The sequence below is a fragment of the Desulfurivibrio alkaliphilus AHT 2 genome (assembly GCF_000092205.1).
GTDB lineage: Bacteria > Desulfobacterota > Desulfobulbia > Desulfobulbales > Desulfurivibrionaceae > Desulfurivibrio > Desulfurivibrio alkaliphilus.
The window spans coordinates 1,233,156-1,255,274 of sequence record NC_014216.1; the positions used below are offsets into that span (position 1 = coordinate 1,233,156).

At 59.4% G+C, this 22,119-nt stretch carries 17 protein-coding genes; 13 read left to right on the forward strand and 4 right to left on the reverse strand.

From position 1 onward, the window contains the following. Positions 1-52: 52 nt before the first annotated feature. A complete protein-coding gene (pal, locus tag DAAHT2_RS05275; RefSeq protein ID WP_013163262.1) occupies positions 53-637 on the reverse strand; it encodes a peptidoglycan-associated lipoprotein Pal in 585 nt (194 codons plus the stop codon). A 387-nt stretch (positions 638-1,024) separates the two neighbouring features. On the opposite strand from pal, the gene glgP reads away from it, so the two are divergent. The 3 genes from glgP to DAAHT2_RS05290 are packed head-to-tail and all read left to right on the forward strand — an operon-like array spanning position 1,025 to position 4,455. Next, positions 1,025-3,214: an alpha-glucan family phosphorylase gene (gene glgP, locus DAAHT2_RS05280; protein WP_013163263.1), complete on the forward strand. Its 2,190-nt coding sequence runs from the start codon at positions 1,025-1,027 to the stop codon at positions 3,212-3,214. 32 nt (positions 3,215-3,246) lie between these two features. Continuing rightward, on the forward strand, positions 3,247-3,630 hold the full coding sequence (locus tag DAAHT2_RS05285) for a response regulator (RefSeq protein ID WP_013163264.1): 384 nt from the start codon (positions 3,247-3,249) through the stop codon (positions 3,628-3,630). A 3-nt stretch (positions 3,631-3,633) separates the two neighbouring features. Then, positions 3,634-4,455, forward strand: coding sequence for a pyruvate, water dikinase regulatory protein (locus tag DAAHT2_RS05290; RefSeq protein WP_013163265.1), 822 nt, complete (start codon positions 3,634-3,636; stop codon positions 4,453-4,455). Positions 4,456-4,467: 12 nt separating this feature from the next. Here the strand turns inward: DAAHT2_RS05290 and DAAHT2_RS05295 are convergent, their stop codons facing one another. Beyond that, positions 4,468-5,949: a GGDEF domain-containing protein gene (locus tag DAAHT2_RS05295; protein WP_013163266.1), complete on the reverse strand. Its 1,482-nt coding sequence runs from the start codon at positions 5,947-5,949 to the stop codon at positions 4,468-4,470. Between the two features lie 457 nt (positions 5,950-6,406). Between DAAHT2_RS05295 and DAAHT2_RS05300 the strand changes: the two genes are divergently transcribed. Both DAAHT2_RS05300 and DAAHT2_RS05305 read left to right on the forward strand, forming a co-directional pair. After that, complete coding sequence (locus DAAHT2_RS05300; RefSeq protein WP_013163267.1) at positions 6,407-7,129, forward strand: response regulator transcription factor; 723 nt, start codon at positions 6,407-6,409, stop codon at positions 7,127-7,129. 35 nt (positions 7,130-7,164) lie between these two features. Then, positions 7,165-7,566 carry an Hpt domain-containing protein gene (locus DAAHT2_RS05305; protein ID WP_041718827.1) on the forward strand — a complete coding sequence of 134 codons (402 nt, stop codon included), beginning with the start codon at positions 7,165-7,167 and terminating at the stop codon, positions 7,564-7,566. A gap of 46 nt (positions 7,567-7,612) precedes the next feature. Here the strand turns inward: DAAHT2_RS05305 and DAAHT2_RS14265 are convergent, their stop codons facing one another. Beyond that, positions 7,613-7,972: an STAS domain-containing protein gene (locus DAAHT2_RS14265; RefSeq protein ID WP_157861421.1), complete on the reverse strand. Its 360-nt coding sequence runs from the start codon at positions 7,970-7,972 to the stop codon at positions 7,613-7,615. Positions 7,973-8,366: 394 nt separating this feature from the next. On the opposite strand from DAAHT2_RS14265, the gene DAAHT2_RS05315 reads away from it, so the two are divergent. Together DAAHT2_RS05315 and DAAHT2_RS05320 are read left to right on the forward strand one after the other, a co-directional pair. Then, positions 8,367-9,716, forward strand: a complete 1,350-nt coding sequence (locus tag DAAHT2_RS05315; RefSeq protein WP_013163270.1) for a sensor histidine kinase — start codon at positions 8,367-8,369, stop codon at positions 9,714-9,716. Beyond that, the gene (locus tag DAAHT2_RS05320) at positions 9,717-10,340 is read left to right on the forward strand and encodes a response regulator transcription factor (RefSeq protein WP_013163271.1); all 624 of its coding nucleotides are present in this window, start codon (positions 9,717-9,719) and stop codon (positions 10,338-10,340) included. It begins immediately after the preceding gene. Between the two features lie 10 nt (positions 10,341-10,350). On the opposite strand, the gene DAAHT2_RS05325 is transcribed toward DAAHT2_RS05320, so the two are convergent. Continuing rightward, a complete protein-coding gene (locus tag DAAHT2_RS05325) occupies positions 10,351-11,190 on the reverse strand; it encodes a DUF362 domain-containing protein (protein ID WP_013163272.1) in 840 nt (279 codons plus the stop codon). Between the two features lie 216 nt (positions 11,191-11,406). Here DAAHT2_RS05325 and DAAHT2_RS05330 point away from each other — a divergent pair, with 216 nt between their 5' ends. The 6 genes from DAAHT2_RS05330 (at position 11,407) to DAAHT2_RS05355 (ending at position 22,093) form a co-directional block, all read left to right on the forward strand. Further along, positions 11,407-13,053, forward strand: coding sequence for a putative bifunctional diguanylate cyclase/phosphodiesterase (locus DAAHT2_RS05330; RefSeq protein ID WP_013163273.1), 1,647 nt, complete (start codon positions 11,407-11,409; stop codon positions 13,051-13,053). Further along, positions 13,043-14,221 carry an RtcB family protein gene (locus tag DAAHT2_RS05335; protein ID WP_013163274.1) on the forward strand — a complete coding sequence of 393 codons (1,179 nt, stop codon included), beginning with the start codon at positions 13,043-13,045 and terminating at the stop codon, positions 14,219-14,221. Before DAAHT2_RS05330 ends, DAAHT2_RS05335 begins: the two co-directional genes overlap by 11 nt. Positions 14,222-14,368: 147 nt before the next feature. Then, entirely contained in the window at positions 14,369-16,147 is a 1,779-nt protein-coding gene (locus DAAHT2_RS05340) for a putative bifunctional diguanylate cyclase/phosphodiesterase (protein ID WP_013163275.1), read from the forward strand. Between the two features lie 99 nt (positions 16,148-16,246). Beyond that, positions 16,247-18,253, forward strand: coding sequence for an ABC-F family ATP-binding cassette domain-containing protein (locus DAAHT2_RS05345; protein WP_013163276.1), 2,007 nt, complete (start codon positions 16,247-16,249; stop codon positions 18,251-18,253). 33 nt (positions 18,254-18,286) lie between these two features. Beyond that, complete coding sequence (locus tag DAAHT2_RS05350) at positions 18,287-19,336, forward strand: deoxyguanosinetriphosphate triphosphohydrolase (protein ID WP_013163277.1); 1,050 nt, start codon at positions 18,287-18,289, stop codon at positions 19,334-19,336. A gap of 3 nt (positions 19,337-19,339) precedes the next feature. Next, positions 19,340-22,093: a valine--tRNA ligase gene (locus DAAHT2_RS05355; protein ID WP_013163278.1), complete on the forward strand. Its 2,754-nt coding sequence runs from the start codon at positions 19,340-19,342 to the stop codon at positions 22,091-22,093. The last annotated feature ends 26 nt before the right edge of the window (positions 22,094-22,119 follow it).

Consider the following 22,119-nt stretch of genomic DNA (forward strand, 5'->3'; position numbering starts at 1 on the left):
TACAAGCTCAATTAAGGTGGCTGGTCATGGGCCAGGCACCCGACACGAGGGTTTATCGAATAATAACAAAATCAGAGCGCCGATTCAAAGACCAGGAAAGCTCGTCCCGGCCGAAGCTGATCGGCCTTTCCTCACCATAGCTGAGGGTCTCCAGGCGCTCGGCGGCAACCCCCAGGTCGATGAGGTACTTTTTGGCGCTCAAGGCCCGGCGCTCACCCAGGGCCATGTTGTATTCACGGGTCCCGCGCTCATCGGTATTGCCTTCAATCCGCACCCGAACCCGGGGGTTGTCCAGCATGTAGTTGCTGTTGTGCACCAGGCGCTCTTCCTGATCGGCACGGATATTGGAGCGATCGAAATCGTAGTAAACCGGCATCAACGGACCAGAGGTACGACCTTCTTTAACGGCCAGCTCGGCGGCGGCGGTGTCATCCAAAGACTCCTCATCGGCCTCTCCCGGCCAGGCGTGAGCCGGCTCCCAAGGGGTGTGGGTGGGCTTGGTCTCGGTAACCGCCGGCTCCATGGTCGGCTCGTCCGCCGGATCCACCGCAACCCGCTTGCCGCAACCGGCAGCAAACAGGGAAACCGCACAAACAATTGCCACTGCAGTGAAAATCCGTTTAATCTCTTTTTTCATCGGGCCATCTCCTCATAAATGTGGATAAGTTGTCGACATCGCAAAAAACAAAACCGCTATCCGGGCGCCGTACTGGAACAATTTCGACCCGGAACCACCATCGCATCCGGTCAAGCATCGTTACGGGACAACAGCGGAACAATGTATAGAAAAGACTCTGCAATTTCAAGCATTTTTTCCGGCTGCCGGGTTTCCGCAGCCCTGGCCGGAGGGCACTTTTCCCTTTTACAAAAACATTCAAAAACGGTAAGTTTCAAAGGACATGCTTAAGTCGTTCCATTTGTCAGTTTCCACCCCAGAAGACAACCTGTTGTTGTTATGTGTTAAAGAGTCAGGCAAAATCAACCACGGAGCGTCTGTGCGCAGCTCCGCCAGGATCAACCAGCAATGAAATCACGGCAACCAACCCCTGTTGACCTGACGGCCACCAGCCCTTACGGCACTTTCTTCGGTGTTTCGCAAGCCTGTTTTGACCAAGTCTGGCAAACACTGACCGGCCCAAAGGGGCAGTCCGTCACTTACGTTTCCATGGAAATCGGCGCCGACCGGGACGTCTACCACCCGATCAAAAATCTCCTGCAGGAGATGGGCAAACAATACAAACTCCCCCCTGACCTGTCACCCCTGGCCAACAAATTCCTGCACGGCCCGGAAAAGATCCCCACCTACAGCGGTGGCCTGGGAATTCTGGCTGGGGACACCTTAAAGAGTTTCGCCGACTGCAAGATACCGGTGGCAGCCATTTCCCTGCTTTACCGCCACGGCTATTTCTCCCAACTGGTGGACATGAACCTCGGCCAGGTGGCCTGGAGACGGGAGTGGGAACCGGAAGCGGTGCCGGGTCTGTACCCGCTGCATCAGCCCGGCAACCCGGACCAGCCCCTTACCGTTACGGTGGATTTTCACGATCAGCAGGATCAGCCGATCCAGGCCGTGGCCCAGGTGTGGCTGAAAATGGAGATTGGTAGCGGGCTGGATTTTTTCGTGCCGGAAATTCTGCTGGATTACGATATTCCGGCTTCACCGGAGTGGATCAGAAAATCCTCGCATCAACTTTATGACAGCAGTTCGGAGGCCTCCAAGGCCATCCAGCGCCGCCTGCTTGGCGCCGGCGTACTGCCGGTGATGCGCACCCTGGGGCTGACCTCCGACAGCATCCATCTCAACGAGCAGCATGGGGTGGTGCTGGTCCTGGCCCTGATCAGCGAGATCCTCCATCGCCGGCTGGGCGATGACTTTCGCCGCCTGGCCGACGACCGGGAGATTATGGCCGCCGCCGAGGAGGCGGCCCGCCATGTGGTTTATACCATTCATACCCCGGTCAAGGCCGGCCACGACCGCTTTCCCCGCAGCCTGTACCACGGCCTGGAACACTCATTTTTCCGCCGGATTTTACAGCTGCTTGCCGAGGATGAACAAAACCCCGAGGCCTACAACTTCACCGCCCTGGCCATGCGGGTCAACCGGGCCACCAACAGCGTCAGCCGGCTGCACCGCGAGGTCACCCGCACCCAGTTCCCCCAGTTCAAGGAGCGTATCAGTGCCATTACCAACGGTGTCCACCATCTCACCTGGATCAGCGAAAACAAGGCCCAGGTTTACGACTCGGCCCCGGAACTGGCCGGCTGGCGCCATGATCCCAGTGTCTTCCGGCAGGCCGACAAACTGCTGAAAAGCACCAGGTTCCGCCAGGCCTTCGCCACCGCCTGGCAAGCGGACAGCAAATATCTTATCGACCATGTCAACGCCATGCTCGCCGAACACCGCCAGCAGCGGATTTCCACCTGGATCGACCCCCCCAACTACCTCTCTTACCTGGATGAAAAAGAAAGCCGGCTGGACTACCGCACCTTCACCTTCGGCTTTGCCCGCCGCTTCTCCACTTACAAACGGGCCGACCTGGTCTTTGAAGACCTGGACCACCTGGCCCGCATCCTGGTGGACCAGCAGTGGCCCATCAATTTTATTTACGCCGGCAAGGCCCATCCCGCCGACGAGCCGGGTCAGGGACTGATCAAGACCATCATCGACATCCAGGAAGAACTTTACCAGCGCACCGACGGCCTGGCCCGGCTGGTCTTCATCCCCGACTACGACATGGCGGTGGCCAAGATGATGGTGGCCGGCTGCCATGCCTGGCTCAACAGCCCCAAACGGCCGCTGGAAGCCAGCGGCACCAGCGGCATGAAGGCCGCCATGAACGGGGTGCCCAACGTCAGCATCATGGACGGCTGGTGGGTGGAGGGCTACCACGAAGGGCAGACCGGCTGGAAATTCGGCTACGAAGGGCCGGTCAACCCGGAGTTGCTCAGCGAACAGCGGGCGGAAATGCTTTACAGCGAAGATGCCGCCTCCTTTTACGAAACCCTGCCGGACATTCTGGCCACCTTCTACCAGGAGCCGGAGCCGGCGGCCTACCTGGATCGCGGCCTGATGAACCTGGCCCTGAACTGCCCCATCTTCAACACCCACCGCATGGCGGCGGAATATGTGGCACGCTACGGGCTGGATCTGCCCCAAGACATTGCCGAGCAGATGGCTAAATTTCGTTCACTTTACCGCAGTGACCTGGAATAGCAGCCCCCATTGCTTGCAAGCGGAGAAAGCCCATGAAAGTCCTGATTGCCGAAGACAGCCCCGTGGTGCGCCGGGGCCTGCAAAATTTCCTGGAAAAGTGGGGTTACCAGCCCGTGGAAACCACCAACGGTAAAGAGGCCTGGCAGGCCCTGATGGCCGACCCGACCATCCGCCTGGCCATTCTGGACTGGAACCTGCCGGAGATAACCGGCATGCAGGTTTGCCACCAGCTCCGCAAAAAAAGGCTCACCCCGTACGTGTACGTGATCATTTTCAGCGGCCGCACCTCCACCGAAGAACAAATAGCAGCCCTGGAGCACGGCGCCGACGACTACCTGGCCAAACCGGCCAAGCCCTCCCTGCTCAAGGCCCGCCTGGCGGTGGGTCGCCGCCTGATCGAACAGCTTCCGGGATGACCAATGTGGAACTCTAAAGACATTTATTTCGTTTCCGACAGCACCGGCATTCTGGCCACCAATCTGGGCCATGCCATGATCCGCCAGTTTCCCGAAGTGAGCTTCCACGAAGAGCGCTTCCCTTTCATCCTCAGCCGGGAAGAGGCGGAAAAGACCCTGGCTTACATCCTCCAGCATTCAGGCGGCCGAAGACCCATTATCTTCAGCACCATCATGGATCGGGAAATCCGCCGGATTTTCGACCACCCGGAGGTGGAACTGTTCGATGTCTTTGAGGCTTTCCTGAAAAGACTGGAAGATTCCCTTGAAACCAAGGCCTTGAGGGTGCCGGGCTTTTCCCGGCAGATCGACAACATCACCATGGCCAAACGGGTTGAGGCCATCCACTTCAGCCTGGAGCATGACGACGGGGTGCGCTCCAACGAGGCCGATGAAGCGGAGGCAATCCTGCTGGGGGTCTCCCGCACCGGCAAAACCCCGGTCTGCGTCTACCTGGCCACCCAGATGGGGCTGAAGGCCGCCAATTTTCCCCTGACCGCCGAATATCTACGGGAGTATAAACTGCCGGAGCCGCTGCGGCGCAACGCCCGCCGGTCCGTGGGGCTCACCACCACCCCGGAGCTGTTGCACAACGTGAGAGAAAAGCGCTACCCCAACAGCTCTTATGCCAAACTGGCCACCTGCCGCAAAGAAATCAAACAGGCGGAACAGATTTTTCACACCTATAATATCCCTGTCATTTCCACGGCCGGCCGCTCCATTGAAGAGATCGCCACCCAGGTTACCCAGGAACTTGGCATCAGCCGCAAGCCTTCGGACAAATAACTTACCTGCTCTCTAACCCAGCACCGAACAGAGCCGGTGCCAGGCGGAAACATCCCGCCGCCCCACCTGCACCCCCATCAGGTAGCGACAATCCGCCAACTCCTCGACGTGTCGTACCTTAACGGCAAATTGCCGTAAATCGCCGCCGTTTCTAGGGTCAGCCACGGCCCGGCAAAGATAATCAGCCCCCATAAGCGGCTCAAATGAAACCAGGCTGTTGAACCCCTCACGGCTCACGTCCATCAAGACACAAAATTGCCATTTCTGATCATGCATGATATCGATGGAGTGCACGGTGGGTTGCGACGGCCAATCATTCACCAGGGACTCCGGCACCACCCGTAAAGCGGCCCGCTGCCGCGGATGGCGGCGACGGTTCTCGGCCGCCTGCGCAACCGGAGCCTGGGCCATGGGCCCGACCACCCGGTTACGCCCCTCTTCCTTGCCCTTGTAAAGCCGGCGATCGGCCACCCTGAGTAAGTCGATGACGGTTTTACCATCCTCGGGGTAAGATGCTACCCCAACGGTCAGATTTATGGTTTTGGGCTGCTCATGCGGAGGGGTGGCCACCAGATCTTCCGCCACCTTACTGCGGAGTTTTTCTGCCAGGCAACAGGCCGCTTCCCCGTTGGTGTCCGGCAGCAAAACCACAAACTCCTCACCGCCATAGCGGGCTGGAATGTCGCTTTGCCGGATTCCACATTGCAGGATCTTGGCCAGTTGGCGCAACACCTGATCACCGAAGACATGGCCGAAATTATCATTCACATCTTTGAAATGGTCGATATCGATAAACAGCAATGATAAGCTGTTGCTGCCCCGCTGGCACTTATGCAGTTCCCGCTCGGCGCACTCCAGGAAAAAGCGGCGGTTATAAATCCCGGTCAAACCGTCATGCATCGCCTCTTTGCGCACGTTTTCAAACAGCCGGGCCCGTTCCAGGGCCACCGCCAGGTTGTGGGCAACAGCGCAGAAAAACTCCTTATCTTTTTCCCGGAAGCCATGGCGCTTTGCCTTGTGGATATTGAGCACCCCGAATACCTGGCCATCACTGCCCAACAGGGGCACGGAAAGAAAAGAACCGATCCCCTGCAGCAAACCTCGATAGTGGAGAAAACGCGAGTCTTGATCGACATCCTGCACCAGAATCGGTTGACCGCTGGCCGCCACCAGCCCGGAGATCCCCTCACCACTGCGAAAACAGACATCACCGGCAGCAGCCAGCACCCGCTCGTCGGCACTCCAAACCTCAAAAAGGCCGTTTTCCGGATCTTTGAGCATCAGGCAAAACTCTTCCACCCCCAAGGCGTTTTTCAACAGATCGACAATCTTGACAAACAGGGTGCTGGTCTGCATGGCCATACCGCAAGTGCGGCTGGTGGTGTAAAGCAGATACAACTCCAGCAGTCGCTCCTTCAGCGCCTCGCTCTCCCGCTGGGCCGAGAGAAACAGGCGGTCATCCAGGCCCGAAAACGAGCCGTTCGGCGCGGCCATTATCATCCTCCTTCATGACTGGGTAATTCCTGGTATTCGAAACTTGATCACCCCTCTCAGGGCCGGCACAACTTAACCGAAAAGATTCCTGGCGGCAAGCCGCATACAGTAAAAAAACTTTGCAATTGCAGGGCGTTAACACCTAGTTAACAAATTGTTTCCGCAAGCGCTTTCAAAGTTGCCTGCCTCTCACCTGACAGTTGTTAAAAAAACGGGCTGTTACGTCCCCGGAGCGATCTAACGATCTGACCCGGGGACGAAGTCATAAACGGCCTGTTAACAGCCACGGCTTTCAAACACGTACTACATCTAAACGACTATACGTTTTTTTCCTCTTGCCCCCAGCCCCCGCATTGGTTATCCTCAAAGGGAGGTTAATACTATTCAGTAGCACTTGCTGTGCAATAATCTTAACCGGGTGACAGCACCCGTGATATGCGCAAGGAAAAAATAATCTGTGAGCAGCGGTATCGACACCCATCACATTCTGGTTATCGACGACGACCCTTCTCTCCTATATCTTTGTGCCACCGTGCTCCTTAAGGAAGGCTACCAGGTTGACTATGCCTCCAACCAGGCGGAAGCCATGCAGGCCCTGGAGCAAAACAAATACGACCTGGTGATACTGGATCTCAATTTGCCGGATGGTGACGGCCTGGAAATTGGGCAGCGGTTGCAACAGCAAAGCATCCCCTTTCTGGTTATGACCATCCGCAGCCAACCGGCCGAACGGCTTCTCGGCTTTGAATCCGGCGCCGCCGATTATCTGATCAAACCCTTCTTGCCCCATGAGCTTACCCATCGGGTGCGCCGTGTGCTGCCGCGCCTGGAAGAGCCTTCCCGGTTCCGGGAATACACATCCGTTCCACTGGGGCGCTGGCATTTTGACCTCAAGCGGCAGGTGCTGGTGGCCGAAGATGGCCGGGTGACCAAACTGACCGGCGGCGAATTCAAGCTGCTGGCCGCCCTGGCCACCGCGGACGGCCGGGTGATCAGCCGCGAGCAGTTAAGTATTTTGGTGGCCAGGGAGACGGGGGGAGGACACCAGCGAACGGTGGATGTACTGGTTTCGCGCCTGCGCAAGAAAATCGAAGACAACCCCCGCCAGCCGGGAATAATCCTTACGGTAACCGGCGCCGGGTACCGCCTGGAAAAAAACGCAACACCTGCAACCCGGTAATCAAAACAGGGTTATCGTTAACCTGGTGCACAATTGTGACAAGAGAACAGAAGTTTGATGAAGAGATGCTGCAGAATTTTCAGCGCTGCCTGTCCCTCGATGAGTTGCAGGAATTCTTCCACCAGCACCGGCAAATGATGCAGCAGACAGAACAGCAGATCACCCAGGCGCTGGCCGACAACGACCTGCCGACCCTGGGCAAGGCCATCCATAAAATCGTCGGCTCCGCCGCCACTCCCTGCTTCCCGATGGTTCACCGGCTGGCCCACTCCCTGGCGGAAGCCGCCCGGGGCAACCGGTTGGAGTTGGCCAGAGCCCTGGCTACAGAACTCCTGGCCGCCAGAACGGAAGCCTGGCAACTCCTGACCAGCCGCTACCCCCAACTCAACAAACCCGCCGCCGCTCAGCCAACCTCATCCCAGCCCGCCCAACCATAAAAAAACCGGCGCCGTACCGGTAACAAGCAGCAGGGCGCCGATTTCTCTATTGCCGGGGTGATAACGCAAAAAGAGTGTCCAGCCGCAACTCCCGCAACAAGTGGTATATGGGACCGGGAATATTTGTCAGGTGAAAAACACCCCGATTGGCGGTGATTTTTTTATAGAGGGCCAAAATTGTGCCGATCCCGGCCCCTCCCAGATAATTCAAACCATCCAGGTCAATCACCACCTCCTGCCCCTGCTCCACGGGCAGGGAGGAGTTCAGGTGGCGCTGCAACAACTCCGCCTCCCTGGTACCGATATCGCCACGCAGGGAAATCTCGATGCGGTTGTCCCGCCGCTGCACCGTGCAACACATTCTGCCCAGGCAGTCCCCCTGATGAGCAACGGCCCGGTTTCTCACCCCCCCTCCTGTACCCACTCGACTCGACTCCACTGTGTTCCTCACAGCCATTAAACCCCTTTGATGAATCATTTTTGTCAAGCGCCAAACACAAAGTAGTATGAACCGAATGCCCCAACAATCACCAGACATGGGTATTTACGGGCGAGCACCACCCCGCTCACCACCCCATAAAGCTCCCTAAAATCAAGCTTAAAGCGCGTAATCACCATCATCGGGCGCCGTTTTTTTTTCGTTAAAAAACACCGCTTTGGTTGATTTTACGTTAGATTGACCGGCATTATATTATGACAATACAAGAACAACAACCAAACTCTACAGCCTTGGGAGGGGAGGTTATGAAGAGATGGTTTTTCAACCAGATGGTCACCGCGTCTGACCCGGACCTGTTCTTATGATCGGCAGGCTTAACCGGTTTCACCGCCACAGCAGGATTGCCGGCCGCCTGGTCCTGCTGACCGCTCTTTCCCTGACTGTTTTTGCCCTGATTACGATACCGGTTATTCTGGCAATGGAGCGTCAAACCAGCCTGCAGTACAGTCGCGACCAGGCTCGACTGCTGAGCAAGTTGATTGGCGCCCGCTGCCTGCCCGAATGCCAGTGCCGGCAGCACTGCCTGACAGCGTCTAACCTTGCCACCCGGCTGGACCACCACCCCCAGGTGCTTTTTGCCCGCCTTTACGACCACAAACACCAAAAAACAATGCAGTACCAAACAGACGACTATAACCAAGAGCAATACCCGCCACCAACCGAATTCAACCAGCATCTGTCCTTCTCCCAGGGTCATGCCATTATCGGCCAACCCCTGTTCAGCGGCGATGATTACCTGGGCTTTGTCAAACTGGTTCTAGACCTGAGGGAATTTAACCGAAGCTCAAACAAACGGCTCATCCTGCTGTTGACCGCTTTTCTAGCCGGCATCGTGCTGGCCACCGGCCTGAGCCTCAAGATGCGCAACCTGGTGCTGGCCCCGTTCCGGGAGCTGGCCTCGCTGATGACGGAAGCAACCAGCCAGGATGGCTGCGCGCAGCGAACAAACCACTACAGCCATGATGAGGTGGAGGAACTGGCAGACTCCTGCAACCTGCTGCTCCAACAGATCGAGAAAAGCCGGGAGGAAAAAAGTCTGCTCATCGATGACCTGCATGACGGCGCCGGCGGGCTGATGACCAATATCAACCTGATGGCCGCCGCCGCCCTGCAGAAAGAGTTGGACCCGGCCACCAGAAAGCTGCTGACCACCATCGAGGAACTGTCCCGGGAGGGAGTAACGGAGATCCGACGCTTTATCAGTTGTGTCGATCAACAGATCCGCGACTGGCAGCTACTTACCGCCGAGATGCGCCGGTATGGCCATCAGTTGCTGGACAGTGCCGGTATAAAGCTTGTTTTCAGCCTTACTTTGGATACCCAGGCACCACTGCCCAACAGCTTGTTCATGCTGCAGTTATGGCGCATTTACAGTGAAGCTTTGAACAATATACGCAAACATGCCCGGCCCAAAAAGGTGTTCGTCCAGTTTGACCTTACCCAATCTCGGCTGAACCTGGTCATCAATGACGACGGCATCGGCATCAAAGAAGATGCCGGGGCCGGCAGCGGCCTTGTCAATCTGCAAAAAAGGGCGGCGGCCATGGGCGGCAAGCTGGAGATTTTCACCCCGCCCGGCGGCGGCACCCGGGTCAAACTGGAAGCTCCCCTTAGCCATCCGCTCCCTAGTAACCGGAGGATAACACCTTAAATGAAATTAGCTATTCTGGAAGATGACTTCAGCCTGCGGGAAAATCTGCGCCTGCTTCTGGACGGGGTCCCGGAGTTTACGGTATGCGGCACCTATGCCAACGGGGCAGCGGCGCTGGCGGCAGCCGGGACCACCCCCATCGATATCATGCTGGTGGACCTGGGACTGCCCGACATATCCGGGGTGGAGGTGATCAGGAAAGGCAAGGAGTTGCAACCGGCCACGGAATTCATGGCCTACACCATTTACGAGGACCGGGAAAAGGTGTTTGCCGCCCTTAAAGCCGGGGCCTCCGGCTACCTGTTGAAAGGTTGCAGTCCCCGGGAGCTGATCGAAAGCATCCAGGAACTGCACCTGGGCGGTGCCCCCATGAGCCCCAAAATAGCCCGCCGGCTGATCATGGAGTTCCGGGAAAAAGGCAGCCTCCAGCAGAACCTGCTCAGCACCCGGGAGGTGGAGATCATCCGCGAGGTGGAAAAGGGGTTCAGCTACAAGGATATTGCCGCCAAGCTCTTCATCAGCCCCCACACGGTGCACAGTCATATCAAAAAGATCTATGAAAAGCTGCACGCCATGGATCGCCAGGACGCCATCCTCAAGGCCCGTAAATGCGGCCTGCTTTAACGCCCGAAGACTAAGCCTCAACCACCCGCAACGGCTCAGCCTGGCCCAGTTCACCGTGGAGTTGGCAAATATGCTCAACCTCCCGCCAGTTTAACCCCAGCAAACCGGCGCCGTAGGCATCCAGAGCCACGGGGTCGAAAGACGCCGCCAGCAGCCCGGGGGGCGGATCACAGGGCGGCCCGCCCAGGTGCGACTGGGCCAGGCCGACGGTGGCATCCAGCAGGGTAAAATCCGGGCTGCGGTAACGGTTGAGATCGGCCACCGCCGCCTGGATATCATGGTGGAAAGCGGCCTTCTTCCAGTGCCCGCCTTGCTGGTAATGCCGGGGTGGCGCCGCGCCCATCATGTTTTTCAGGGTCAGGGTGGCCTTGGCCAGGGTATGCACCTTAAGCACCGGCAAGGAGACCAGGAAGGCGTCGAAAAGCAGGGCGGGCAAATGCATCTCGGGCCAGCGCCGGCAATCGGAGCGGGTCAGGCGGATGGATGGCTGGTCATTGAGATCCACCAGTTCCACCCCTTTGGCCCGGGCCAGGTCAAGATAGCCCAGCCGTGCAAAGCAGTGCCCGGTGTCGTAGGTTTTGGAACCGCACCCTTCGGCCACGATGATCTCCGCCTGCGGCGCGGCGGTTTGCAGAAAATCCAGCACCGCCGCCGTCAGCTCCACCGGGGTGGTGATCGGCGGTTCGGCCGCCTCCACCAGGTTCGGCTTGACCACGATTCGCTGCTGCCCACCAACCACCGCCGCAAGCCCGGTTTGCGCCAACAACCGCGACACCTCTTCCGCCCAGTCCCCCTGGTGCCGGCAGATGTATACCGTGCCCGCGGTTTCCGGTTTATTCTGGTGCGGCATAACAACTCCTTATCAGTCTGTCCCAAAAGCCTCCATGTTTTTTGGGCTTGGCCCCTTTGCAACAACCCTTGAGCCATAATTCCCCTCAAAATAACATGGGCCAGCTCAATTGGCAAAACTCCGGTTGTCAACCTCTCGCCGCACAGGTATCCTGACTGTATGTTTAGCGGTCACTTGCCCCCATAACCAGGACTGACTAAAGTAAAATTAGCCACCATGACACCGCAAATCCGACATGCCCTCCGCCTGGCCGCCATCTATGCATTTTTTGGTGTCTTATGGATTTTCTTCAGCGACCGAGTACTGCTGGCCATGGACCTGGAGCCGGAACCCCTCACCCTGCTACAGACCTATAAGGGCTGGTTTTACATCCTGTTTACCGCCGTGCTGGTTTTTTTGCTGATTTTACAAGCTGAATACCGCTTTCAATCCACCGATCAGCTATTCCGCCAGGCGGACTCACAACGCAAACACCTGATCCATTACGACCCCCTGACCGGCCTGCCCAATCGCCAGTTGCTGCAGCTGCGCCTGGAACACGCCCTGGCTTGGGCCAAACGCCACCGGTCGCTGCTGGCCATTCATTTCATTGATCTGGATCGCTTCAAGGAGGTTAACGACAGCCTGGGGCACCAGGCCGGCGATGAATTATTACTCATGGCCGGCCGCCGTTTGAGTGGCATCTTGGGCCAGGACGACACCCTGGCCCGCTTTGGCGGCGACAAATTCATCCTGCTCCAAAAGACCGTCGCGGGCCCCGAAGAAGCCGCCGTCGCCGCCCAAAAACTGCTGGCCGCTCTGGCAACCCCGTTTCGGGTGACTGACCAGAATGAAATCTTTGTCGGCGCCAGCATCGGTATCAGCATTTTTCCCAACGACGGCCAAACCGCCGCTGATTTACTGAAAAATGCCGAGGCGGCCATGTATCACGCCAAGGAAGGCGGCCGCAACCAGTTTCATTTCTACACCGGCCTGATGAACATCGACGCGCTGGAACGGTTGAACCTGGAAAACTCCTTGCGGCAGGCCCTTGCCCGCAACGAACTGGAGCTGTTCTACCAGCCCAAAATCATGCTCCATGCCCGGCCAACCACCGCCGACCGACAGGCCGCCGCAGCCATCAATACAGCAGCAAACCGCGACAGCGAGTGGCATTACCCACTCGTCGGGGCCGAAGCCTTGATCCGCTGGCGCCGGGCCGGGGAACTGGTACCGCCGGGACGCTTTATCCCCCTGGCGGAAAAAAGTGAACTGATCGAACAGATCGGCAACTGGGTGATTGATGAAACCTGCCACCAGCTAAAAAAATGGCGCCGGCAGGGCCGCCCGGAGTTGCCGGTGGCGGTCAATGTTTCGGCCCGCCAATTCCGGGCCGGCAACCTGGCGGAAGTAATCGCCGCCAGCCTGCAAAAATACCAGGTGCCGGCTCACCTGCTGGAACTGGAACTGACCGAAAGTATCCTGATGGAAAAACCGGAAGAGGCGGTTGACCTGCTGGAAGCATGCACCAAACTGGGCGTGGCGGTCTCCCTGGACGATTTCGGCACCGGTTACTCCAGCTTCGCCTACCTCAGCCGTTTCCCCATCAGTGCCCTAAAAATCGACCAATCCTTCGTCCGGGATCTGGGACATCGTTCCGAGGCCGCCATGATCGCCGACTCGATCATTGGCCTGGCTCATCAAATGGGCATTGTCGTGGTGGCCGAAGGGGTGGAAAACATTGTCCAGCTTGACCACCTGCGGCAGCGGGGTTGCGACCAGGTGCAGGGGTACCTTTTCAGCCCGCCATTGCCGGCCGGGGATTTCACCCAGCTGCCCGCCCTATTCTCGCCAGCCCGAGGAGAACCAGGCCATGCCCGTTAAGCAGGTAATTACCAGCGAAAAACGGCCCATCAAGGCCTGGCTGGGAGATCTTGAAGCCGGCGCCCTGGAGCAGGCCAAAAACCTGGCCAACCTGCCCTTTATCCATCGCCACGTGGCCCTGATGCCCGATACCCATCTCGGCTACGGCATGCCCATCGGCGGGGTGATCGCCACCACCGACATGGTGATCCCCAATGCCGTGGGGGTGGATATCGGCTGCGGCATGGGGGCGGTCCAGACTTCACTTACGGAGATCAGCACCGACAAACTTAAGCAGGCGATGGCCTTAATTCGCCAAAAAATCCCCCTGGGCTTCAAGCACCACCGGCGGCCCCAGGACACAAGAATGATGCCCAAAAGCCCGGTGCCGCTGTCGGAACTGCCGGTGATCTCGGAGGAATATCGCAATGCCCTGTATCAACTCGGCACCCTGGGCGGCGGCAACCATTTCATTGAAATCCAACGGGGCAGCGACGGCCACATCTGGCTGATGGTCCACTCCGGCAGCCGCAACCTGGGGTTCAAGGTGGCCAACTATTTCAACCGGCTGGCCATTAAACTCAACCGTGAACAAAACTCCAAAGTGCCGACCAACTGGCAACTGGCCTACCTGACCGCCGACAGCCCGGCCGGCCGCAGTTACCTGCTGGCCATGCAGTATTGCGTGGATTTTGCCTACGCCAACCGCGACCTGATGCTGACCCGAATCAAGGAGACCATCCGGGAGATCCTGGGGCCGCAGGTAACCTTTGCCCCTATGATCAACATCGCCCACAACTACGCGGCCCTGGAGGAGCATTACGGCCAGAAGGTGATTGTTCACCGCAAAGGCGCCACCCGGGCCCTGGCCGGTGAAATCGGGATCATTCCCGGCTCCCAGGGCACCCCCAGTTACCTGGTGCGCGGGCTGGGCAACCCGGAAAGCTTTCAGTCCTGCTCCCATGGCGCCGGCCGCAAAATGGGGCGCAAACAGGCCCAGCGGCAGCTCAACCTGGAAGAGGAAAAAAAGCGGCTGGACGCCCGGGGTATCATCCACGCCATCCGCTCTAAAGGGGATCTTGATGAAGCGGCCGGCGCCTACAAGGAAATTGACCAGGTAATCGAAAACCAGCTCGACCTGGTGGAAGTCCTGGTGGAGCTGCACCCCCTGGCGGTTATCAAGGGGTGAATGCTCATATAATAATCAACAAAAATGGCAGTCCTAATCGCTTGATTATTAATGCTTGTTTATCATTAACCGCCGGTATATATTATTAAGTTCATATTTGTTGTTGGTTTGGCAACAGCACTAAAAGGGACTTACCGGGGCCAATCCTTGCAGGAAAAACAATCATATAACGATTCACTGATCAAGGTTCTGGTGGTGGAGGACGAACCTGGTGATGCTTTGCTGGTCCAGCGCACCCTGCTGGGGGCCGGCTCGGGGCGTTATGCGGTGGAAACCGCCGCCAGCCTGGCGGAGACTCGCCAGATCATCGCCGGCCGCCAGCCCGACGTGCTGCTGCTGGATTTGGCCCTGCCCGACTCCACCGGCCTGGAGACGGTGGAAAGCGTACGCCGGCAGGCGCCGCAAACCCCCATCGTGGTGCTCACCGGCCACGATGACGAGGAACTGGCCCAGGCCGCCCTGGAGGCCGGGGCGCAGGATTATTTAACCAAAAACACCCTGGGCAGCTACTCGCTGAGCCGGGCCATCCGTTACGCCGTCACCCGCGCCCGCCTGGAAAACCGCCTGCTGGAATCCAACCGGCGGCTGGAAAACCTGCTGGATGAGGTGCGCAGCCTCAACACCTACGATGCTCTGACCGGGCTGCCCAATCGCCGCTACCTGCTGGAGCAGTTGGAGCGCGATATTGCCATCCACGCCCGGGCCGAACAGTACGGCGCCCTGCTGGGTATCGACCTGGGCAATTTTCGCACCGTCAATGACACCCTGGGCAACGACATCGGCGACCTGCTGCTGGTGGAAACCTCCCGGCGCCTGGGTTTCTCCGTGCGGGAAACCGACACCGTGGCCCGCTTGGGCAGCGACGAATTTGCCGTCATTCTCGATCATCTGGGCCCCGATTACAACCAGGCCGCCGTCAAGGCCGAAGAGATCGCCAAAAAAATTCGCCGCACCATCAATCGGCAATTTTCCCTCAAGGGCCATGAGTGTCATGTAACCTGCTGCATCGGGGTTTGTATTTTCGGCCGCCGGGATGAGCTGTTCGACGAACTGCTGATCCGGGCCAATGTCGCCACCTACCAGGCCAAAAAGAGCGGCCCCAACACCATCCGCTTTTTTGACGAAGCCATGCAAAGCGCCCTGGAAGAACGGGCCCGCCAGGAAGCCGAGTTGCGCCAGGCCCTGAAAGAAAATCAACTGCTGCTCTATTTCCAGCCCCAATTCAACGGCACCGGCCGCCCCCGCGGCGCGGAAGCCCTGGTGCGCTGGCAGCACCCCAGCCGTGGTCTGGTGGCGCCGGCGGAATTCATTCCCCTGGCCGAGGAAACCGGCCTGATCCAGCCCATCGGCCGGATGATCCTGGCGCAGGCCTGCTCCCGGCTCAAAGAATGGCAGGAACAGCCCGAACTGGCCGACCAGGTAATGGCGGTAAATATCAGTGCCCACCAGTTTCATCAGGCCGATTTTGTCGATCAGGTCCGGGAAGCCCTCACCACCAGCGGGGTGCGCCCCCAAGGGCTGAAACTGGAGCTGACCGAAAGCGCCCTGCTGGCCGACCTGCGCGATGCGATCAGTAAAATGCAAACCCTGGTAGAAATGGGGCTTAGCATCTCCCTGGACGATTTCGGCACCGGCTACTCCTCTCTTTCCTACCTGAAAACCCTGCCGGTCAATCAACTGAAAATCGACCGCTCCTTTATCGCCAACGTCACCAGCGACCCCAGTGACGCCGCCATTGTCCGGGCAATCCTGGCCATGGCCGCGGAACTGGAAATCGAAGTGGTGGCGGAAGGGGTTGAAGATGAACGGCAACTGGCCTTTTTACAGCAACACAACTGCCGTATCTTCCAGGGTTTCCTCTTTGCCCGCCCGATGCCCGCCGACGATTTCTGCCAGCTCGTAAAAAAAACCCCAGCCACCGCTTAAACTCTTCAGCCACGCAATGGCCGCAACCTTGATTTTTCCGGGCGGCCAGTGCTGTTTTGTGTTATTTTAGTCACTTTTTAATTGGAAAAGTGTGCACCCATGTTAACCATCCAGAATCTCTCCATCCAATTCGGCGACAAGCACCTGTTCAAGGAAGTGTCGGCCCGGGTCAGCCCCCAGGATCGCATCGGCCTGGTGGGGGTTAACGGGGCCGGCAAATCCACCCTGATGAAGATCATGGCCGGCCTCCGGCTGATCGATGAAAAGGTGGTGAGCCGGGCCAAACGCGCCACCGTGGGGTATCTGCCCCAGGAGCTGGAAGGTTTTGCCCCGGGCCGCACCCTGTACCAGGAGGCGGAAAGCGCCTTTGCCGAGGCGCTGGCCCTGCAGCAAGAACTCGATGAGGTCAACGGGCAACTCTCTACCATAACCGAGGCCGACCCCGACTGCCAGGCCTTGCTGGAGCGCCAAGGGGAGCTGCAGGACGCCCTGGAGAGCCAGGATATTTTTCGCATTCGCTCCCAGGTGGAAAAGGTTTTGGTGGGGCTTGGTTTCAAGGAAGAAGAATTCGATAAAGACTGCCACGCCTTTTCCGGCGGCTGGCAGATGCGGCTGCAACTGGCCAAGCTGCTGCTGGCCCGCCCCGCCTTGCTGCTGCTCGATGAGCCCACCAACCACCTGGACCTGGAATCGCTGACCTGGCTGGAGGATTTTCTGCAAGGCTACCAGGGCGCCCTGGTGATGATCTCCCACGACCGGACCTTTTTAAACAACATCTGCAACGCCATCTGGGAGTTGAGCCTGGGCAACCTTACGGTTTACAAGGGCAACTACGACCAGTACCTGCGCCAGAAGGAAGAGCGGCTGGAGATCCAACGGGCCGCCTGGGAAAACCAGCAGGCCAACATTCAGCAGACCATGCGCTTTGTCGACCGCTTCCGGGCCAAGTCCACCAAGGCCAGCCAGGTCCAGAGCCGGCTCAAGCAACTGGAAAAAATGGACAAGGTGGAGCTGGAGGAAACCGAGGCCAGGGTGGACTTCCGTTTTCCGCCGGCCCCGCCCAGCGGTCGCCTGGCCGTGGAGGTGCGGGGGCTGACCAAAAACTACGGGCCGCTTAAGGTCTTCAACGGGCTTGATTTCATTATGCAGCGCGGCGAGAAGCTGGCGGTGGTGGGGGTCAACGGGGCCGGTAAATCCACCCTGGTCAAAATCATGGCCGGTCTGCTCCGCCCCGACGGCGGCGAGGTCCGTTTCGGACACAACGTCAAACCATCCTACTTCGGCCAGCACCAGGCCCAGGAACTGGACCCGGAATTAACGGTCTTCGACACCGTCTTCCAGGCCACCCCCAACCTCACCGTAACCCAGGTTCGCTCCCTGCTGGGCGCCTTTCTCTTTCGCGGCGAGGATGCCGACAAACGGGTTTCCGTCCTTTCCGGCGGCGAAAAAAGCCGCCTGGCCCTGGCCAAGATGATTGCCGTGCCGGCCAACCTGCTGATCCTGGACGAACCCACCAACCATTTGGACATGGTCTCCCAGGAAGTGCTGCAGGAGGCCATGGACCGTTACGACGGCACCATCATCGTGGTGTCCCATAACCGCCATTTCGTCAACGCCTTTGCCGGCAAGGTGCTGGAAATCAGCCAGGGCCGGGGCACCATGTACGAAGGCAACATCGACGAATACCTCGACAAGGTTCGCCGGGATCGGGAGGCCGCCTTAACCCCAACCTCGGCGGCAACCAAGCAGGACCGCGCCCCAGTTGGGGACGGGTCGCCCGGCGCCACCGAGCCGGGTGGGCAGCGGGCCAGCGGTCACGGGGGCAAGGAGGCGCGCCGCCGGCAGGCGCAAGAACGCCAACGGCTTAATCAACTCCTGGGACCGCTGCGCAAAAAAGCCGCCCAAGCGGAAAGTGAAGTAGAAAAACAGGAGCAGCGCAAGGATGAACTGGAAAAACTGCTGGCCGACCCGGAAATCTACCACCGCCAGGAGGAATTTGCCGAGCTGAGCAAAGAGTACGCCGAACTGGAACGCCGCCTGGAACGCCTTTACGACCAGTGGGAAAAAGTAAACAGCGAAATCGAAGAGATCCTTACTTCTGCTTGACCGGGTCTTGTTTTGTCAGTATCTTCCGCCGCCATGAGCCTGATTCGTCGACAAATAGAAGAGCGCGAGGCCCTCAACCTGGCACCCGCCGCCACCCGCAGCAGCGAGTCTCGGGGCCGGGCGCGGCCGGAGGAAGAGTGTACCATCCGGGTGGCCTTCCAGCGCGACCGCGATCGGATCATCCACTGCAAGGCCTTCCGGCGCCTGAAGCACAAAACCCAGGTTTTTCTGGCCCCGGCCGGTGACCATTACCGCACCCGCCTGACCCACGTGCTGGAGGTTTCCCAGATCGCCCGCACCATTTCGGTGGCCCTGCGCTTAAACGGCCATCTCACCGAGGCCATCGCCCTGGGCCACGATCTGGGCCACACCCCCTTCGGCCATGCCGGCGAGGCAGTGCTCAGCGAGTTGCACCCGGAAGGCTTCCACCACTACCAGCAGAGTCTGCGGGTGGTGGACCTGCTGGAAAACAAGGGCCGCGGCCTGAACCTGACCTGGGAGGTGCGCGACGGGATCGCCCGGCACTCCAAGGGCCGGGGCGCCATCCTGCCGCCGGTAACCGCCGATAGCGACCTGCTGCCCGCCACCCTGGAGGGTCAGGTGGTGCGCCTCTCCGACATCATCGCTTATGTCAATCACGACCTCGACGACGCGGTGCGGGCCGGGCTGTTACGGGATGACGAGATCCCCCGGCACCTGATCGAGCGCCTGGGGGCCACCTCCTCCCAGCGGGTCAACACCATGGTCTGCGACCTGGTGCAGCAAACCCTGGCCGGCGGCGGCGAGCAACTGACCATGAGCCCGGAGATCGTGGCGGCCATCGACGAGTTGCGCACCTTTCTCTTTGCCCGGGTCTATGAAAACTACAAGGTGCATGCCGATTTTTTCAAGGCGATGAAGGTGATCCGCGAACTCTACCAGTATTTTCTGGCCCACGACGACCACTGGCAAAAATCCGTCAATTACCCGGAAGACACCAGCCGCGACCGCATGGTCTGCGATTTTGTCGCCGGCATGACCGACCGTTACGCCCTGGACCTGTACGCCAGGGTTTTCCTGCCCAAACCCTGGAGTGTTTTGTAAACCATGAACCAACCAACCGCCAACCCGGAAAACAAGCAGCCCGCCCCCACCTCCCGGCAACTCCCCAAGGCCTACGAGTTTCGCGAGGTGGAAGACCGCTGGTACCAGAACTGGCTTGAGCACAAAAATTTCCGGGCCACCATGGACGAATCCCGGCCCTCCTTTTCCATTGTCATTCCCCCGCCCAACGTCACCGGGGTGCTGCATGTGGGCCATGCCCTGAACAACACCCTGCAGGATATCCTGGTGCGCTACCGCCGCATGCAGGGCTACAACGTACTCTGGCTGCCGGGCACCGATCACGCCGGGATCGCCACCCAGAACGTGGTGGAGCGGCAACTGGCCGCCAAGGGGGTCAGCCGCCAGGAACTGGGCCGGGACAAATTCATCGAGCGGGTCTGGCAGTGGAAGGAGGAATCCGGCGGCCAGATCATCAACCAGCTCAAGCGGCTGGGCTGCTCCTGCGACTGGGAGCGGGAGCGCTTCACCATGGACGAGGGGCTGTCGCAAGCAGTGCGCACGGTCTTTGTCCGCCTTTACAAGGAAGGGTTGATCTACCGGGGCAACTACATCATCAACTGGTGCCCCCGCTGCCATACCGCTTTGGCCGACGTGGAGGTGGAACACGAAGAGACCGCCGGGGCGCTTTACCACATCCGCTACCCGCTGGCCGACGGCAGCGGCCATGTGGTGGTGGCCACCACCCGCCCGGAGACCATGCTGGGGGACACGGCGGTGGCGGTGCATCCCGCCGATGAGCGCTACCGCGAGCTTAAGGAAGCGGCAGTAATCCTGCCGCTGGTTAACCGCAAGATCCCCATCGTGTACGATACCCACGTGGAAAAGGATTTCGGCTCCGGGGCGCTCAAGGTAACCCCGGCCCACGACCTTAACGACTTCGAGATCGGCCGCCGCCACCAACTGCCGGTGCTGAAGGTGATGGACGACCACGGGATGATGAACGAAGAGGCCGGCGCCTATGCCGGGCTGGATCGTTTCGCCTGCCGGGAAAAGATCGTGGCCGACCTGAAGGCCGCCGGCCTGCTGGAAAAAATCGAAGATTACCAGCACGGTGTGGGCCACTGCTACCGCTGCCAGACGGTGGTGGAGACGGCCCTGTCGCGGCAGTGGTTCGTGGCGGTCAAGCCTTTGGCCCAAAGGGCCGCCGACACCGTGCGGCAGGGAGAGATCAACCTGCTGCCCAAGATGTGGCACAACACCTTTTACGAGTGGATGGACAATATCCGCGACTGGTGCATCTCCCGCCAGATCTGGTGGGGCCACCGCATCCCCGCCTGGACCTGCGAGGCCTGCGGCGAGCTGATCGTCGAGGAACACGACCCGGATCTCTGCCCCAAGTGCGGCTCCAGCAGCCTGCACCGGGAAGAGGACGTGCTGGACACCTGGTTTTCTTCGGCCCTCTGGCCATTTTCCACCCTGGGCTGGCCGGAGAAAACCAAAGAGTTGCAGATGTTCTACCCCACCAGCGTGCTGATCACCAGCTTCGACATCCTCTTCTTCTGGGTGGCCCGGATGATGATGATGGGCCTGCACTTCATGGACCAGGTACCCTTCCGGGATGTCTACCTGCACGCCCTGGTGCGGGACAAGCACGGCAAGAAGATGAGCAAGTCCAAGGGCAACGTGCTGGACCCCCTGGAGTTGATGGACCAGTACGGCACCGACGCCCTGCGCTTCACCATGGCCGCCTTCGCCGCCCAGGGCCGGGACATCAAGCTGGCCGAAGAGCGGATTGAAGGTTACCGCCACTTCATCAACAAACTGTGGAATGCCGCCCGCTTCACCTTGATGCAGATAAGCGATCACCAGGCACCGCACCTTGCGGCACCTGGAGACCGCTTATCCCGGGAGCAATCACTGGCGCAAGGTGGCAAGGCCGACGGCACAACCGACGAGCTTTCCCTGCCCCACCGCTGGATTCTGAGCCGGGCCGGCAAGGTGGCCGGCGAAGTTGGCCGGGCCCTTGATGATTACCGTTTCAACGACGCCGCCAACGCCGCCTACCAGTTTGTCTGGAAGGAGTTCTGCGACTGGTACCTGGAGTGGATCAAGCCCGAGCTGTACGGCGACGACCCGGCGCTCAAGGCCCGCAGCCGGGCGGTACTGCTGCGGGTGCTGGAGGATATCCTGAAAATTCTCCACCCCATGATCCCCTTTGTTACCGAGGAGATCTGGCACGCCCTGCCTGGCGCACGCTCTTCCATCATGGTGGAGCCCTTCCCGGTGGCCGACCCGGCCCGGCAGGACGAGGCGGCCGAGGCCCAGGCCGAGTTGCTGATGGAGGTGGTGGGCGGCATCCGCAACATCCGCAGTACCTACCTGCTGCACCCCTCGGCCACCATCAAGGTCGGCATTATCTGCAGCGATCCGGCCAAGCTGGCCACCCTGCAGGAGTTGGGCGAGGCCGTTAAAGGCCTGACCCGCAGCGACCAGTTGGAGATCAGCAGCGAAGGCCGAATACCCGCCGGCAACGCCACCCACATCCTGCCCGAACTGGAGATCTTCGTCCCCCTGGCCGGCCTGGTGGATGTGGCCGCCGAATGCGCCAAGCTGGACAAGGAAGAAAAAAAGCTCAACCAGGAATTGCAGCGCATCCAAGGCAAGCTGGGCAACGAAAAATTCCTGGCCAAGGCCCCGCCGGAAGTGGTGGCCAAGGAACAGGCCAAAAAAGACGAACTAATGGCCACCCTGGGCACCATCGAGGAAAACCGCCGTCGTCTGCAGGCCATCGGCTGATTTGCCGGAACTTTTCTAACTGTAAG

Coding starts and splice junctions, on each gene's coding strand:
- DAAHT2_RS05335 (WP_013163274.1), top strand. CDS start 13,043: ATGCCCGTTAAGCAGGTAATTACCAGCGAAAAACGGCCCATCAAGGCC.
- glgP (WP_013163263.1), top strand. CDS start 1,025: ATGAAATCACGGCAACCAACCCCTGTTGACCTGACGGCCACCAGCCCT.
- DAAHT2_RS05285 (WP_013163264.1), top strand. CDS start 3,247: ATGAAAGTCCTGATTGCCGAAGACAGCCCCGTGGTGCGCCGGGGCCTG.
- DAAHT2_RS05355 (WP_013163278.1), top strand. CDS start 19,340: ATGAACCAACCAACCGCCAACCCGGAAAACAAGCAGCCCGCCCCCACC.
- DAAHT2_RS05325 (WP_013163272.1), bottom strand. CDS start 11,190: ATGCCGCACCAGAATAAACCGGAAACCGCGGGCACGGTATACATCTGC.
- DAAHT2_RS05290 (WP_013163265.1), top strand. CDS start 3,634: ATGTGGAACTCTAAAGACATTTATTTCGTTTCCGACAGCACCGGCATT.
- DAAHT2_RS05295 (WP_013163266.1), bottom strand. CDS start 5,949: ATGGCCGCGCCGAACGGCTCGTTTTCGGGCCTGGATGACCGCCTGTTT.
- DAAHT2_RS05350 (WP_013163277.1), top strand. CDS start 18,287: ATGAGCCTGATTCGTCGACAAATAGAAGAGCGCGAGGCCCTCAACCTG.
- pal (WP_013163262.1), bottom strand. CDS start 637: ATGAAAAAAGAGATTAAACGGATTTTCACTGCAGTGGCAATTGTTTGT.
- DAAHT2_RS05315 (WP_013163270.1), top strand. CDS start 8,367: ATGATCGGCAGGCTTAACCGGTTTCACCGCCACAGCAGGATTGCCGGC.
- DAAHT2_RS05330 (WP_013163273.1), top strand. CDS start 11,407: ATGACACCGCAAATCCGACATGCCCTCCGCCTGGCCGCCATCTATGCA.
- DAAHT2_RS05320 (WP_013163271.1), top strand. CDS start 9,717: ATGAAATTAGCTATTCTGGAAGATGACTTCAGCCTGCGGGAAAATCTG.
- DAAHT2_RS05345 (WP_013163276.1), top strand. CDS start 16,247: ATGTTAACCATCCAGAATCTCTCCATCCAATTCGGCGACAAGCACCTG.